The sequence below is a fragment of the Nevskia sp. genome (assembly GCF_051860985.1).
Classification (GTDB): Bacteria; Pseudomonadota; Gammaproteobacteria; order Nevskiales; family Nevskiaceae; genus Nevskia.
The window spans coordinates 1-14,289 of record NZ_JBIMKV010000008.1 but is presented as its reverse complement, the minus strand read 5'-3'; the positions used below and the strand labels follow the sequence as shown (position 1 = coordinate 14,289).

At 69.6% G+C, this 14,289-nt stretch carries 13 protein-coding genes; all 13 read left to right on the top strand.

The features are described from left to right. The first annotated feature begins 11 nt into the window (after window positions 1-11). The 13 genes from ACTIGJ_RS09480 to ACTIGJ_RS09420 are packed head-to-tail and all read left to right on the top strand — an operon-like array spanning window position 12 to window position 14,017. Window positions 12-1,769: a tape measure protein gene (locus tag ACTIGJ_RS09480; RefSeq protein WP_439640065.1), complete on the top strand. Its 1,758-nt coding sequence runs from the start codon at window positions 12-14 to the stop codon at window positions 1,767-1,769. After that, on the top strand, window positions 1,766-2,887 hold the full coding sequence (locus tag ACTIGJ_RS09475; RefSeq protein WP_439640064.1) for a DNA circularization protein: 1,122 nt from the start codon (window positions 1,766-1,768) through the stop codon (window positions 2,885-2,887). Before ACTIGJ_RS09480 ends, ACTIGJ_RS09475 begins: the two co-directional genes overlap by 4 nt. Next, entirely contained in the window at window positions 2,880-3,929 is a 1,050-nt protein-coding gene (locus tag ACTIGJ_RS09470) for a phage baseplate assembly protein (RefSeq protein WP_439640063.1), read from the top strand. The genes ACTIGJ_RS09475 and ACTIGJ_RS09470 overlap by 8 nt, the downstream gene beginning before the upstream one ends. Continuing rightward, window positions 3,926-4,267 (top strand): hypothetical protein, encoded by a 342-nt coding sequence (locus ACTIGJ_RS09465; protein ID WP_439640062.1) that lies wholly within the window; start codon window positions 3,926-3,928, stop codon window positions 4,265-4,267. The genes ACTIGJ_RS09470 and ACTIGJ_RS09465 overlap by 4 nt, the downstream gene beginning before the upstream one ends. Beyond that, window positions 4,257-5,957 (top strand): hypothetical protein, encoded by a 1,701-nt coding sequence (locus ACTIGJ_RS09460; protein ID WP_439640061.1) that lies wholly within the window; start codon window positions 4,257-4,259, stop codon window positions 5,955-5,957. Before ACTIGJ_RS09465 ends, ACTIGJ_RS09460 begins: the two co-directional genes overlap by 11 nt. After that, a complete protein-coding gene (locus ACTIGJ_RS09455) occupies window positions 5,927-6,931 on the top strand; it encodes a hypothetical protein (protein WP_439640060.1) in 1,005 nt (334 codons plus the stop codon). Before ACTIGJ_RS09460 ends, ACTIGJ_RS09455 begins: the two co-directional genes overlap by 31 nt. Continuing rightward, complete coding sequence (locus ACTIGJ_RS09450; RefSeq protein WP_439640059.1) at window positions 6,928-7,500, top strand: phage baseplate assembly protein V; 573 nt, start codon at window positions 6,928-6,930, stop codon at window positions 7,498-7,500. Before ACTIGJ_RS09455 ends, ACTIGJ_RS09450 begins: the two co-directional genes overlap by 4 nt. Then, window positions 7,500-8,039 carry a phage GP46 family protein gene (locus ACTIGJ_RS09445; RefSeq protein ID WP_439640058.1) on the top strand — a complete coding sequence of 180 codons (540 nt, stop codon included), beginning with the start codon at window positions 7,500-7,502 and terminating at the stop codon, window positions 8,037-8,039. Before ACTIGJ_RS09450 ends, ACTIGJ_RS09445 begins: the two co-directional genes overlap by 1 nt. Next, complete coding sequence (locus ACTIGJ_RS09440; RefSeq protein ID WP_439640057.1) at window positions 8,036-8,464, top strand: spike base protein, RCAP_Rcc01079 family; 429 nt, start codon at window positions 8,036-8,038, stop codon at window positions 8,462-8,464. Before ACTIGJ_RS09445 ends, ACTIGJ_RS09440 begins: the two co-directional genes overlap by 4 nt. After that, the gene (locus ACTIGJ_RS09435; protein ID WP_439640056.1) at window positions 8,464-11,799 is read left to right on the top strand and encodes an alginate lyase family protein; all 3,336 of its coding nucleotides are present in this window, start codon (window positions 8,464-8,466) and stop codon (window positions 11,797-11,799) included. Before ACTIGJ_RS09440 ends, ACTIGJ_RS09435 begins: the two co-directional genes overlap by 1 nt. Then, entirely contained in the window at window positions 11,799-12,857 is a 1,059-nt protein-coding gene (locus tag ACTIGJ_RS09430) for a baseplate J/gp47 family protein (protein WP_439640055.1), read from the top strand. Before ACTIGJ_RS09435 ends, ACTIGJ_RS09430 begins: the two co-directional genes overlap by 1 nt. Next, the gene (locus ACTIGJ_RS09425) at window positions 12,848-13,387 is read left to right on the top strand and encodes a YmfQ family protein (RefSeq protein ID WP_439640054.1); all 540 of its coding nucleotides are present in this window, start codon (window positions 12,848-12,850) and stop codon (window positions 13,385-13,387) included. Before ACTIGJ_RS09430 ends, ACTIGJ_RS09425 begins: the two co-directional genes overlap by 10 nt. A gap of 3 nt (window positions 13,388-13,390) precedes the next feature. After that, the gene (locus tag ACTIGJ_RS09420) at window positions 13,391-14,017 is read left to right on the top strand and encodes a phage baseplate protein (protein WP_439640053.1); all 627 of its coding nucleotides are present in this window, start codon (window positions 13,391-13,393) and stop codon (window positions 14,015-14,017) included. Window positions 14,018-14,289: the final 272 nt, after the last annotated feature.

Below are 14,289 nucleotides of genomic sequence, written 5' to 3'. Positions count from 1 at the left end.
CGGAAACTAGCATGACCGATCTGGCCGTTGCGCTGAAAATCTCGGCGGTTGACCTGGCGTCGGCCAAGTTCCGCAAGATCGCGACGGCCGTCGCCGCCACGCGCGACCGGCTGAAAGCGGTCGAAGACACGGCCCGCCAGCTGCGCCAGTACCGGGAGCTGGGCGCGCGCACCCAGGCCAACGCGGCCAAGATGCAGGCGGCGGGACTCAAGGTGGCCGAGCTGGCTCGCCGCATCCGTGCGGCGGAAACCCCGAGCAAGGGGCTCGTCCAGCAGTTCGAGGCGGCCAAGCGCAGCGCCGGCCGGCTCAAGGACGCCCACGTCGCCAACACCAACGCCCTCGGCACGCTGGCCGGCAAGCTGCGGGCGGCCGGCCTGTCCACCACGAATCTCAGCCAGTCCGAACGCGTGCTGGCGCTGCGGGCGCGCAAGGCCAACGATGAACTGAAAGCCCAGGCCGGCACGCTGGAACGTGCTCGCAAAAGCCAGGAGCGGCTGCAACGCATCGGCAGCTCGGCCAGGAACCTGACCGGCGGCGCTGCCAGTGGCCTGCGGCGTGCCGGTGGTACCGCCGTGCGTGGTGCCGCGCTGGCCGGCGGCCTCGGCTACCTGTTCAATCGCACGCTGATCGAACCGGCGGCGCAGTACGAGCGCTTCACGCTGCAGCTGACGGCACTCACCGGCAGCGCGGAGAAAGCCCGCACCGCGCTCGGCTGGATTTCCGACTTCGCCACCCGCACGCCGTTCGAGGTGGAAGGGCTCACGGCCTCGTTCACCAAGCTCAAGGCGTTCGGCATGGACCCGCTGGACGGCACGCTGCAAGCACTGGCCGACCAGACGGTCAAGCTCGGCGGCGACCAGGAAATGCTGGATGGCATCGTGCTGGCGGTCGGTCAGGCGTGGACCAAGCAGAAGCTGCAGGGCGAAGAAGCGCTGCAGCTGCTGGAACGCGGGGTGCCGGTCTGGGACCTGCTGTCGGAAGCCACCGGCAAATCGGCGGTCGAGCTGCAGAAGCTGTCATCGGCCGGCAAGCTCGGGCGCAAGGAAATCAAGCTCCTGGTTGATGCCATCGGTCGGGGCGCTTCTGGCGCTGCCGTCAGTGGCGTCAATACCTGGGCCGGCATGGTCTCGAACCTGTCGGACCAGTGGGCGCAGTTCCGCCTCAAGGTGATGCAGAACGGGCTGTTCGACTACCTCAAGTCCCGCCTCGCCATCATCCTCGACACCGTCAACCGCATGGCGGCCGACGGTTCGCTCGACAAGATCGCCCGCCTCTGGGGCGACCGCATCCAGAAGGCGCTGGAGAAGATCTGGGCCATCGTCACCCAGATCGCGCCGGTCATTGAGCGGCTGCTCGGTGCCGTGGATGCGGTGGCCAACGCGCTGGGCGGCTACGACAAGCTGCTGGCCATCTGGATCGGCGGCAAGCTGGTGGCCGGGGCGGTGGCCTTTGCCGGCGCGCTGGGCGGCGTGGCTGCTGCGGCGGGCACTCTGGAAGCGGTGCTGCTGCCGCTCTGGCCGGTGCTGGCCGCACTGGCCGCGGCCGGCGGGCTCGGTTATCTGGCCTACAAGGCGTTCTCCGGGCCTGATGAACCGGCCAAGGGCCTGCCATCGGCCCCCGCGCCCGGCAGCCGGGCGGCATCGGCCGGCACCGGTCTGATCCGGATCGAGCTGGTCGACGGCCAGCTTCGGGTGACTCAGGCGAAGCCGATGGGCGGCATCGATTTCGACTTCAGCGCCGGCCCCATCGCGCTGGGAGCGGGCCAGTGAGCTGGCGCGAGCAGCTGCAGCCGGCCTCGTTCCGGGGCACGCCGTTCTTCGTCGACGAGGCGTCGGCCGAAGGCGCGCGCCGCGTGGTGGTGCACGAGTACCCGCTGCAGGACAAGGCCGAAACCGAAGACCTCGGTGCCCGCGCCAATCGCATCCTGATCAACGGCTACGTGCTCGGCAACGACTACTTCGCTGCCCGCGACGAGCTGCTGCTGAAGCTGCAGATGCCCGGCCCTGGCGAGCTGGTGCACCCGTATCGCGGCACGTTCCAGGCACAGCTGATCAGCTACCGGCTGGCGGAATCCACCCGCGAAGGCGGCATGGCCCGGTTCGATATGGAGTTCGTCGAGGCCGCGCTGGTCACCGGCCCCAGCGAGCGCCGCGACACCCCGCGCCGCGTGCTCAGCCAGGCGGCAGCCGTCGTGGCCGCCAGCCAGACGCAGTTCGTCCAGGCCTGGCCGCTGCAGCTCGCTGCGGAGTTCGACCGCGCCGTGGCCGCCGTGCTCGATGCCGTGCGCAGCGTCGAGACGGTGATCGGCGTTGTCACTGTGGCCCAGGACGAGATCGCTGGCCTCGTCTCGTTTCCGGACCGCATCGCGAACCGCATCCGCGTGGACATCCGCCGCATCCGCGACCTCGCCAGCCTGCGCCGGCTCTTCGCCTACCGCGCGCCGGCCGGCAGCAACACGCGCGGCGCGCTGGCCAACGCGGCCGCGCTGAGCGGACTGGTGCAGCAGCAGGCGGTGATCGCGGCGGCCGAGCTGAGCGCCACGCTGACGTTCGACAGCCAGCGCCAGGCGCTGGCTGTGCAGGACGAGCTGGCCGACGCGATCGAGCGCGTCAGCTTTGCTGCCGACGATGCCACCTTCGCCGAGCTGCGCGAGCTATCGGCTCGGGTCATCGAAGACATCCGCACGCGTGCCGTGGATCTGTCCCGCATCGAGCGCTACACGCCCGCTGAGACCCTACCGGCGCTGGTCATCGCGCAGCGCCTGTACGGCGTTGCAAGTGGCGTTGAAGGGCTGTTGAAGCGCGAGCAGGACATCGTGTCGCGCAACGGCATCTCGCATGCCGGTTTCGTGCGCGGCGGTGTCGAGCTGGAGGTGCTCAGTGATTGAACTGAACACCGACGTCGAGCTGCGCATCGACAGCCGCGTCTACACCGGCTGGACGTCGATCAGCATCGGCATCGGCATCGAGCAGATCGCCGGCACCTTCGAGCTCCAGTGCGCCGATCGCTGGGCGATCAGCGGCGCACGCCGGCCGATCCTGTCCGGTCTGGCCTGCGAGGTACGGCTGCAGGGAGTAGCCGTCATCACCGGGTACATCGATGACGCCAGTCCTGGCTACGGCCCGAACGAGCACAGTCTCACCATCACCGGCCGTGACGCGACCGGCGATCTCGTGGACTGCGCCGCGCGAACGGATGGCCAGAGCTGGGAAGGCCGCACGCTGCTCGATGTCGCACGCGACATCTGCGGCCCGTTCGGCGTGCCGGTCTCGCAGCAGTTCATTGATGGCCAGCCGCTCAAGAAAGCAGCGATCAACCCCGGCGAAACCGCGTTCGAGGTGCTGAGCCGCGCAGCGCGCCAGCGCGGCTGCCTGCTGGTGTCCGATGGCGTGGGCGGCCTGCTGATCACCCGCGCCGCCAGCGGCCGTGCAACGCGCAGCCTACGGCTCGGCGTGGACATCCTGACCGCCAGCGGCACCTCCAGCCACGCCGAGCGCTACTACCGCTACGACGTGGTCGGGCAGGACAACGAGGCCGCGTACGGCAACGCAAACGCGCTGGCCCAGCAGATCAAGGCCACGGCGTTCGATCCAGAGATCCGCCGGACTCGCGTCACCGTCATCGACGTGCCCGACGCCGTCAGCACGGCCGACGCGATCGTGCTGGCCAACTGGACCGCCGCCACCCGCAAGGCGCGCGGCCAGCGCGCCGAGCTGACCGTGCGCGGCTGGCTCGACGGCGCGCAGCCGTGGCGCGCCAACACGCTCGTTCGCATCGACGACCCCTGGCTCGGGCTGGCCGGCGATCTGCTGATCGCCAGCGTGGCCTTCAGCCTCGACGACCAGGGCGGCCAGATCACACGCCTGAGCGTGACGCCGCGCGAGGCGTACGTGCCGGAACCCCTGATCGACGCTGGAGATGACGCATGAGCGAGCCGGTGATCCTGTCGAGCGTGAAGTGCGCCGACACCTTCGGCCCGGTCGTGGTCTCGCTAGATCGTGTGCCGGCAGCCGGCGCGGAAGTGCTGGCACAGCTGAGGGACGCCGTCGACGCGCTGATCTACAGCTGGTCTACCAGCGCCGGCACGGTGGTCATCAGCGGTGCCGACATCGAGCTCGCCGCCGTGCCGCCGGAAGTCACGCGGCTGTGGCCACCCGGCATCCACGGCTTCGAGCTGCAGCTGCGCTCCGGCGGGCGCACCACCACCCAGATTTTTCGCGAAGAGCTCGCGATCACCGTGCTTGGAGACGGCGCGTATGTCAGCTAGCAAAACCATCATCATCCGCGAAGGCGAAGCCGGCCAGAGCGCGTATGAGCTCGCCCTGGCCAAGGGCTTCGTCGGCACCGAAGAGCAATGGCTGGTTAGCCTGCGGGGCGGCCTCAACGGCTGGTCGCCCGTTCCTGCGCTGATCGCAGACGGCAATCGATCCGTCTGCAAGATCATCGACTGGACAGGCGGCAACGGTGCCAAACCTGCGTCCGGCTACTACGTCGGCCCGCAAGGCCCGACGCAGGACATCGCCGAAGCCCTGGATCTGCGTGGCGCGTCGGGTATGCAGGGGCCTGCTGGGGCTGCCGGTTCACCAGGTGCTGCAGGCGCGGCCGGTACCGCTGGCCCGGCCGGCCCGGCTGGGGCAGCCGGCCCGCAGGGGCCGAAAGGCGACATCGGCGACACCGGGCCTGCCGGCCCTGCCGGTGCAGCCGGTCCCGCCGGCCCGCAGGGCGCGAAGGGTGACACCGGCGACACCGGGCCTGCCGGCCCCGCCGGTGCAGCCGGTCCCGCTGGCCCGCAGGGCGCAAAGGGTGACACCGGCGACACCGGGCCTGCCGGCCCTGCCGGTGCGACCGGTCCCGCCGGCCCGCAGGGCGCAAAGGGGGATACCGGAGCCACCGGGCCTGCCGGCGCTACGGGCGCCACCGGTCCCGCTGGCCCGCAAGGGGCGAAGGGCGATACCGGAGCCGCCGGGCCTGCCGGCGCTGCCGGTGCGACCGGTCCCACTGGCCCGCAGGGTGCAAAGGGCGACACCGGCAATACCGGCGCTGCTGGCCCTGCCGGTCCAGCCGGCGCTACCGGTGCCACCGGTCCCGCTGGCCCGCAGGGTGCGAAGGGCGATACCGGCAACACGGGTGCCGCTGGCCCGACCGGCCCGGCTGGCCCAGCAGGCGAAGGCGTTCCCTCCGGTGGCACGGCCGGGCAGGTGCTGGCGGTAGCAAGCGGTGGCGCCCGTACTTGGGCCACACCAACGCGCGCCACCGTGGGCCTGAATACGGCCGACGATCTCCCGGAAAAGACGACCGACCCGGTGAACCGCTGGTTCACCGACGAACGCGCGCGCGCAGCGTTGGAGTCCAGCAACGCCGCGATGGCCACGGTTCTGCTCGCTGACCTGCCTGCGGCTGCACTCGAAAACGCGGATCGCGTGGCCTCTGTGCGCCGCGATATCAGCATCAAGCGGCGCTTCGTGCTGATCAGCGACGGTAGCGCGTGGCAGTACGTCAACAACATCGCGGTGATCGACGCCGCTGAGGCGGAGAGCGCGGACCTGACGCTCACCGCGACGCCGGCCGTGTTCTCTACCGGCACCATCGTGATCCCCGGCAAGCTGATTCTGCCGCGCCATGAGTACGCGCTGGATCTCGACGTGCTGTTCCAGAGCGCATCGGCATCGAACGCGGTGAGTGTCACGGCGAACGGCACCGCTGTCTTCGAGCCGCCTGGCACCAGCAGCACGCGGCGCTACGGCGGCGTCTGCAGGCTGTGGATGAACGCGGCGGGCAACGGATTCCGTACCGGCGGACATCTGGCCGGGTTCGGCTGGGGGACAAACAGCGGCGGCGGGTACTTGTCCGAAACGGCGTATACGCCTGGCAGCGATCTCACGCTGCAGATCCGCGCCCTCGGCGTGGTCGGCGAGATCGCGCGGCTTTGGCGCTGGAAGCTGGTGGCCACCCGGTGACGCGCTTCATTCGCACGCTGGTTCGAGTGCCGCCGTCGTCGGTGCCCACCGCGCCGGCCGACATCCTCGACCTCAGCAACTTCGACCTGGCATTGCCGGTGAGCGAGCCGATCGCCGCAGACCAGGTCGGTGGACCGTACGCGGGCGGTGAGCTCAAGTACTCGAACGCCAGCGCTGCCGATATCGCGCAGTCCGACTGCTGGCAAAGCATCTTCCCGATCGGCCGGCTGACCAACGAGTGGTTCAAGGTGTCGCTCGGCCCGGACAACGTCTGGGAAGTGCCCTGCAAAGCGCCGGTGTTCGGTTCTGTCAGCAACGCATTCGAGGGTTCCGATCACACGCGGACCGAGTGCCGAAGCCGGCTGAAGGGCAGCGCACCAGCCAGCTCAAAGGGTGAGTTCCTGCAAGTCGACAAAGCCCGGCTGCGCGGTACGTGCCGGCCGATGCGGTGGCCGGACAACGATGCGAACGGCCGCCCGGCGAGCGGCGCCAGCGGCACCATCAGCCACAACCTGACGGTCTGCCAGATTCACGATCTCAGCCTGGTGTTCGTGATCGTGCTGCTGCGCAAGAAGACCAATGGGCTGGGCCGCATCGAGTTCACCAGCCGCAACGTCGATCAGAGCGCACGGCCGTCTGTCGTGCTGCATGACGACGTTCCGCTGGCATCGCTGCTGGATTACCAGCTGGTCTGGGGGCCTGACGCCAACCTGTACTGGCGCAGCCGCGTGAGCCTGTGGAACGGCAGCAGCTTCGGCGGCTACGGTGCATGGAACGAGCAGGTCATTCCCTGCGACCCCGGCTGGGCGAACAGGCCGCAGTATTTCAAGGCGTTCGCGTATCACGGGACCGGCCCCGAGTGGTCCACGGACTACCTGCGTGGCGCGGTCGTCAACGGCGTACTGCCCGCTGACCAGGTCACCGACTACATCCAGGTGAACTACCGGTTCATCGCAGTGGACCGCGCGCCGTGAGCCCGCTGCTGAACGCCATCCAGGCGGCCCAGCGCCCGCTGCTGCGCCGGCTGCGCGCGCTGGCCAGCCGCGCCACCATTGCCCGTGTCGACGACGCACCGCAGCTGCAGCAGGTGCAGGTCACCGTGATGGCGGGCGAGCGTCTGACGGGTGTTCAGCGGCTGCAGTACTTCGGCCTCAGCGCCGTGCCGCCGGCCGGCAGCACCTGCCTGCTCGTGTCCATCGCCGGCAGCCGTACGCACTGCATCGTCATCGGCGGCGAGCACGAATCCCGGCCGCGCGATCTCGAACCGGGTGAGAGCCAGCTCTACAACAGCGGCGGCGATCACGTCTGGCTGAAAAACAGCGGTGAAATGGTCGTTCAAAGCCGCGTGCAGGTAACGCTCGACGCACCGCTCGTCCACTGCACCGGCGAGCTCACCGCCGCCGGCCGGATCTACAGCGCCACGGCCGTGCAAGACCCGCTCGGCACGATGCAGGAGATGCGCGAGCGCTACAACGCGCACACGCATGGCGGCGTGCAGCCCGGCAGCGCCAGCACCGCCACCACCAGCACGGTGATGGACTGATGGCCGACCTCGCGCTGCTGCCGATCGCCGCCGACCTCGATGCCGGCATCGGCCTCGACCTCGTCGACGGCGATCTCGCGCTGGATGATTCGCTGCGCAGCGCAGTGACCATCAGCCTGTTCACGGACCGCGAGGCGGATGGCGCGGACCGCCGGGGCTGGTGGGGCGATGCGCTGACGCCGGGGCAGGACCGCATCGGCAGCCTGCTGTGGCAACTGCAGCGGCGCAACGAGAGCCCCGCGCTGCTGACCGATGCCAAGCGTCACACCGAGGCCGCGCTGCGCTGGCTGATCGACGACGGCGCAGCCCGCGCAGTCACCGCCACGGCCTCGTTTCCGGCGCGCGGCCGGCTCGACATCCAGGTCGAGATCGAGCGCCCGAACGGCACGCGCGAGCTGATCCGCTTTGCGGACATCTGGGCGGCGTCGCTGAGCCCCTACCAAAACCGCGTCGTCTCCGAGCGCCTGCTGGCGCTGCAGCAGCTGGCGGCCGACTGGACGTACATCGCACAAGTTCTCTACCCGCAGGTTCACGCATGAGCGCAACGACCGAAGCCGAGCTGCAACAAGCCGCGTCCATCACGCGGCGGATGGTGGAGATCATGGCCGCCGTCGCCCAGGGCGGGCCGGCGCAGACCGTCAACAACGGCCAGGTCGATCTGCCGACGCTCGCGAAGTTCTTCGCGGACGCACAGGCGCAGGTGAATGCCGCCGTCGCTGTCATCGTTGCCACGCCGACCGGCGGACAGAACCCAGCGCCGATCATCCCCAGCGACACCGCTGTACTCGCCGGCCTGGTCGGCGGCATGGAGTTCATCACCGGCGGCCTGGTGGTGATGGAGTTCAGCAACGGCCAGGTCATCCCGCGCACCTTTGCGCCGGGCGAGTTCTACCCGAACAACCCGAGCCGCGTGCGGGCCACCGGCACGGATGTCGGCATCCAGATCATCGGCTACTTCATCTGATGATCCGCACCACCACGCCCAACCGCAGCGGCATTCGGCTGCAGGCGGATTACCGCCGCAACCGCGCATTCGTCGCCGGCCTGCGCAGTTCGGCATCGCCGCTGGCCGGGCTGATCTGCGCACGCGCAGCGGCGGCCACGGCGCAGATGGCCAACGGCACCACGGTCACGTTCGGCAGCAACGTGCTGCGCGCCGTCGATCGCGGCGCAGTCGTCGAGCGTCCCGCGACGCAGTTGATGACCAACCCATCGCTCGCCGGGGCTGAAAGCGGCTCGCCGGGCAAGGTGCCGACTGGCTGGCGTCTGCCTGCCGGCTCGGTGCTGCTGTCCGTCGCCTTGATCACGGTCAACGGCCTGCCCGGCATCACGGTCGAGCTGAGCGCCGTCAACGCGTCGGCAACGGCCGCAGGGCTGACGCTGAATCTGGAACCGGCGGCCGGCATCGCCGTGCCGGCCAGCCGGCGTGCGGTGTTCAGCGCCAGCACGTCGGTGGTGTCCGCCAGCAATGTGGGTGATGTCAGCACGCGCCTGATCGGCCGCAACAGCAGCGGCACCGGTGTGGGCGACCAGGGGCGCGGCACGGTACCGGCCGGCAACCCGGCCCCGATCGTCACCGCTCCCGCAATCGACGACTCGGCCGTGGCGCTGTTCCCGGTGCTGACCTGGTCGGTGGCCGCACTCAGCACCGGCATCCTCAAGTTCACGCTGATCGCGCCGCAGGTGACCGAGGGCAGCAATCCCACCAGCTTCATTCCACGCTCGCCGCCGGCCGAGAGCCGCGAGAACCGCTACCCGAACCCCGGCCTCACCGGGGCCGCCGCCGGCACGCCCGGCACGCCGCCCACGTACTGGTCGAACGCGACGATGACCAGCAGCCGCATCCTGGCGGTCAACGGCGACGGCAGTATCGACATCGAACTGAGCGCCACCGCTGGCGCCAGTGCCGCGATCCCGGCCTATCGGCTCAACGTGCCGCCGCCGGGCGGCCCGGCCGGGCTGATCGCTGCCGCCGCTGGGCAGACCTGGGAAGCCTCGGTCGAAGCGCAGGTGCTGTCCGGCCCGGCAGACGCCAACCCGCGCTTGAACGTCACGGCGCGCAATAGCAGCGGCAGCACCATCAGCGGCTTCAATACGTCGGCGAGCTTCGTGTCGACAACGTCGCTGGCATCGGTCGGCCGGCGTTTCGAGTCGCTGCCGGATGGCGTAGCCGGCCTGCAGATGCAGATCCTGCTGTCGATCCCGGCTGGCGAAACCCGCACCGTGCAGCTGCGCATCCGCGCGCCGCGATGCGACCTGATCACGCTCGTTGCCGGCAGCGGCAGCGCCGTTCGTGAGCAGGACGTGGTCAGCTGGGCCAACCCCAGCGTGTTCGCGGGGCCGAGCACGGTCATCATCGAAGCCGAGATGGCCGCGCTGGATGCCGGCGCCACCCTGCTCGCGCTGGCGTTCGGCGGCGGGCACCGCCTGCGCCTGGTCGCGGGCGACTATGTCGGCGTCATCGTCACATCGCCCGGCGGCCCGCCGGTATCGGCGCTGGCCCCGATCTTCGCGCCGCCTGGCGTGATCCGCCTGGCGCTTTCCTATGCCAACGGCCAGGTCAACATCGCGTTCAGCGATGCCTGCGACGGCGGCGCGGCCTCGCTCAGCGTGCCCGGCCTCGATGTCGGCACGGTCACCGGTGCCTGGTTCGGCTCAGATGCCGGCGCCAACGGCATGACCAGCGCGCTGCGCAGCATCGACATCCGCAGCGGCGCGCGGCCGGCCAGCGACCTGCGCCAGCGCACGCGTGCGGGCTGGTTCGCGCGGACGATGGTCGCTCCGATCGCCGGCCTGCGCTCGCCCGATCTCGCCAGCGTGCCGCCGTACGAGCCGCCAGCGAACATCGTCGTCGGCCCGTCGATGACCTACAGCTGGATCGGCAACCGCTACTGGAAGCGCTCCAACGGCGGCGCGCCGATGTCCGATCACCTGCCGCACGCCAACTCGGTCGGCTCCATCGAAGGCAGCCCGCGCGCAATCCTGGTCATCAACAACGACGCATCCGCGACCCTCACCATCGATTCGCTGGGCGGCAGCATCTACGCGCCGGCCGACGAGGTGCCGTACCTGCTGCCGCCGGTACCGCAGATCGTCGTCGCGGCGCAGAAGCGCGTTTTCATTCAGAGCGATGGCTACGACGGCCCGACCGCTGAGTACGTCACCGGCAATGACAACTGGTGGTACGTCGAGCGCGACAACGACCTGATCAACCTGCAGCAGGCGTACTCGTTCCCGTCGGTCTACGGGCCGGTCAACGCGGAGCTGAACGCCTCCCGCGCCGTGCTGTACCCGCCGGCCTCGTCTGCCTACAACGCGGACATCGGCCCGTGCCGGCAGATGAGCGCCTACGCGGTAGCCGCCGCCAACCGCTGGGTCTACTACCGCTCGGCCTACGACGCCGCCCGCGCCATGCGCACGCTGCGGGACGCCTGTGCCGCCGACTACTGGCGGATTTCGCTGCCGCCGAAGACCACCATTACCCAGCTGAAAACGCAGATCACGTCCACCGGCATGGCGTATCTGCAGATCCGCGATGCCGGCGTCGGCACGGCGCAGGACCACGCTGTCATCCGCGAATGGTTCCGCGATCGAGCCGAGCAGACGATCGCGTTCTACGACGCCGAAGCAGCAGCGGGCACCGGCACCGCGCGCGGCAATCACGTCTATGCCGCAGCGCTGGCCTGCGCCACCGCCGCCGAGATTCTCGACCGGGCCGACTACTACCGCTGGGCGGTCGGCAAGTTCGAGCTGGCCATGCAGGACTCCGCCTCGATCCCCGGCAACACCGGCTCGATGCTGCTGGAGCTGCGCCGCGCAGACAAAGCGGTGCAGTACCACGGCCTGGCGATGACCCAGCTGATGTCGCTGGCTGAATCGCTGATCCGGATGGGCTACGACGCCTATGGCTACCTCGGTGGCCAGCTGATCAAGTGCATTAACTTCGTCGCGGCAACCATCGACAACCCGAGCCTGATGACCGCCGAGCAGCAGCGGCTGGTCAACATCGGCGGCGCGTGGGCGGTTGGCATGGTCGTGGCCACCCAGCAGAGCCTGGGCTTCAGCCGCGACATCGATCCGATCACCGGTGAGCAGCTGTTCAACGAGTCCCGCGTCGCCTGGCTGTTCTACGCCTGCGGCCGGCTCACGGATCAGCAGATGCCATCCCGGCCGGTCTGGGTGCCGCGCCTGGAGGTGTACGACAACGTCTACAACGGCAGCACCGGCGGCGCCTACGCCACGATCCGGCCGTTCCTCGGCATCAACGTGCCACCCCCACCACCGCCGGTGATCGCCTGATGCCGCTCTCCCGCCCAACGCTGGGCGCGCTGAACGCGCGCCTGCAAGCCGATATCCGCAGCCAGATCGAAGGTGCCCAGCCGGCCTTGCGCCGGTCCGTGCTTGGCGTGCTGGCCAGCGCTCTGGCCGCTGCCGTGCATGCGCTTTACGGCTACATCGCGGATCGCGCAAAGGCGGCCGTGCCGCAGACCGCCGTCGACGCCGACCTGGACGCCTGGGCCAGTCTCTGGGGCATTGGCCGCCGCCCCGCCTCGATCGCCAGCGGCACCATCGTGATCACGGGCGGGGCTGGCGCTGAAGTGCCGGCGAACACCGCGCTGCAGAGCACACGTGGCGCGGAGTACCGCACCACGGCAGCAGCGGCGATCGGCGCAGGTGGGGCCGTTGCGGTCGGCGTCTACGCGGTGCTGCCGGGGGTCGCCGGCAACCAGCCGGGCGCGGCGGTGCTCGCCTTCGTCAGCCCCGCCATCGGGGTCGACGTGCTGGCCACCGTTGACGGTGGAGGCATCAACGGCGGCGCCGGCATCGAGGACGACGAAGCCCTGCGCGCCCGGCTGCGCGCGCGCATCAGCCAGCCGCCGCATGGCGGCAATGCCGAGGACTACCGCCGCTGGGCGCTGGATGTACCCGGCGTCGACCGCGCCTGGGTGTTTCCGCTGTACCTCGGCACAGGCAACGTCCGTGTCTATATCGCCGATGACGACTACGTGGGCAGCGCGCTGGCCAGCCCCGCCACCGTTGCCGCTGCTCAGGCAGCGCTTGATGCCCTGCGGCCGGTGACCGCCGACGTCGACGTCGTGGCGCCGAACCGCCAGCCGGTCAACGTGCGTGTGACGCTGGGGCCGGATACACCGGCCACCCGCGCTGCTGTCACGGCCGCACTGGCGGATCTGTTCGCCCGTGAGGCCGCGCCCGAGGGCACGATCCCCCGCACGCATATCGCAGAGGCCATCAGCCAGGCAGCCGGCGAATACGACCACAACCTGATCACGCCCGCCGCCAACGTCACAGCGGCTGCCGGCGCCATCCTCACCCTGGGCACGCTGACGTGGACCTGAGGCCGGCCGACTACGCCGCCCAGCTCGCTGCGCTGCTGCCGGTGGGCAATGCCTGGCAGGCCGGGCCAGAGACCCTGCTCGGCCGCCTGCTGCTCGCGCTGGGCACCGAGCTGGCCCGCGTGCACGCCCGCGCCAACACGCTGCGGCTGGAAGCCGATCCCCGCTCGACGATCGAGCTGCTCACCGAGTGGGAAGCCATCGCCGGCCTGCCGGACCCTTGCGTCAATGTCACCCAGACCGTGGACCAGCGCCGCGCTGCGCTGGTCGCCCGCCTGGTCGGCACGGGCGGCGCCTCGCGGGCCTACTTCATCAGCGTCGCAGCGGCCTACGGCTACACCGTCACGGTGGAAGAGCCGGCAACCCACACCTGGCGTCTGCGCTCGGCCGAAGTGGTCGGCGTCACCCGGTTCCGCGCCGGCCTGAGCACGGCAGGCGACCCGCTGGCCAGCTTCGGGAACGAAGCCTTCGAATGCCTTTTCAACCGGCTTAAACCCGCCCACACGGCGCTGCTGTTCGCCTACGGAACCTGATCAATGGACCGCATCAACCACCCCACCGCGACCCCCGGCCGCCAGTTCACCGAAGGCGATCCGGGCTCTGGCACGCCGGCCACCGTCGTCACCGCGCAGTTCCTCAACGGCATGCAGGAAGAGCTGGTCGGCGTCATCGAGGCCGCCGGGCTGTCGCCCAATGCCGCCCTGGTCAATCAGCTGCGGCGCGCCATCTTCGAGCTGAGTTACCCGGTCGGCAGCTACTACTGGACGCGGCGAACGGACCTCACGGCCTCGCAGATCCTGGGTGGCGGTACCTGGGTGCAGCTGCCGCCCGGCCGGGTGCCGGTGACGCTGAACATCAGCGAGACCGAGTTCAACGCGATCGGCAAGACCGGCGGTGCCAAGACGCATCAGCTGACGCCCGCCCAGATCCCGGCTCACAACCACCGGCCGCCGAACGACGCCACCGGTACCGGCTACGGCTTCATCCCGACCTCGATCTCGGGCCAAGACGTGACGCCGAGCAACTTCGACACCAGCGCATCGGGCGGCGAGCCGAACATCCGCAACCAGCCGGTCGCACCGGTCACGGTTGGCGCCGACGAAGCCCACAACAACCTGCAGCCCTACGTCGTCGTCGGTCTCATCTGGTACCGGATCAGCTGACCTGCAAGGCTGTTGTAGTTCCGATTAAATGCTGTTTCGCAGGCGTCTCAAATCAACCTGCCAACCGTCTCAGACCAATTCGCGCCCTACACTGGCAGCGGGCAAACCCCAAGCCGCTCCCGCCCCCCGAATGGGTCGCCTTCAGCCCTTGATTGCGTGATTTTCCGCACCGCCAGCCAGCCGAACAATGGCGCAGGTCGAAGCGGAGACACCGGGTGTTCGGAGAATCGGCAACTGCGGCGAAGACGGGTCCAGCGTTCAGCGAGCCGGAG

Excerpts from the sequence above, each read along its gene's own strand:
- ACTIGJ_RS09480 (WP_439640065.1), top strand. The coding sequence starts at position 12 with ATGACCGATCTGGCCGTTGCGCTGAAAATCTCGGCGGTTGACCTGGCG.
- ACTIGJ_RS09465 (WP_439640062.1), top strand. The coding sequence starts at position 3,926 with ATGAGCGAGCCGGTGATCCTGTCGAGCGTGAAGTGCGCCGACACCTTC.
- ACTIGJ_RS09460 (WP_439640061.1), top strand. The coding sequence starts at position 4,257 with ATGTCAGCTAGCAAAACCATCATCATCCGCGAAGGCGAAGCCGGCCAG.
- ACTIGJ_RS09445 (WP_439640058.1), top strand. The coding sequence starts at position 7,500 with ATGGCCGACCTCGCGCTGCTGCCGATCGCCGCCGACCTCGATGCCGGC.
- ACTIGJ_RS09440 (WP_439640057.1), top strand. The coding sequence starts at position 8,036 with ATGAGCGCAACGACCGAAGCCGAGCTGCAACAAGCCGCGTCCATCACG.
- ACTIGJ_RS09435 (WP_439640056.1), top strand. The coding sequence starts at position 8,464 with ATGATCCGCACCACCACGCCCAACCGCAGCGGCATTCGGCTGCAGGCG.
- ACTIGJ_RS09430 (WP_439640055.1), top strand. The coding sequence starts at position 11,799 with ATGCCGCTCTCCCGCCCAACGCTGGGCGCGCTGAACGCGCGCCTGCAA.
- ACTIGJ_RS09420 (WP_439640053.1), top strand. The coding sequence starts at position 13,391 with ATGGACCGCATCAACCACCCCACCGCGACCCCCGGCCGCCAGTTCACC.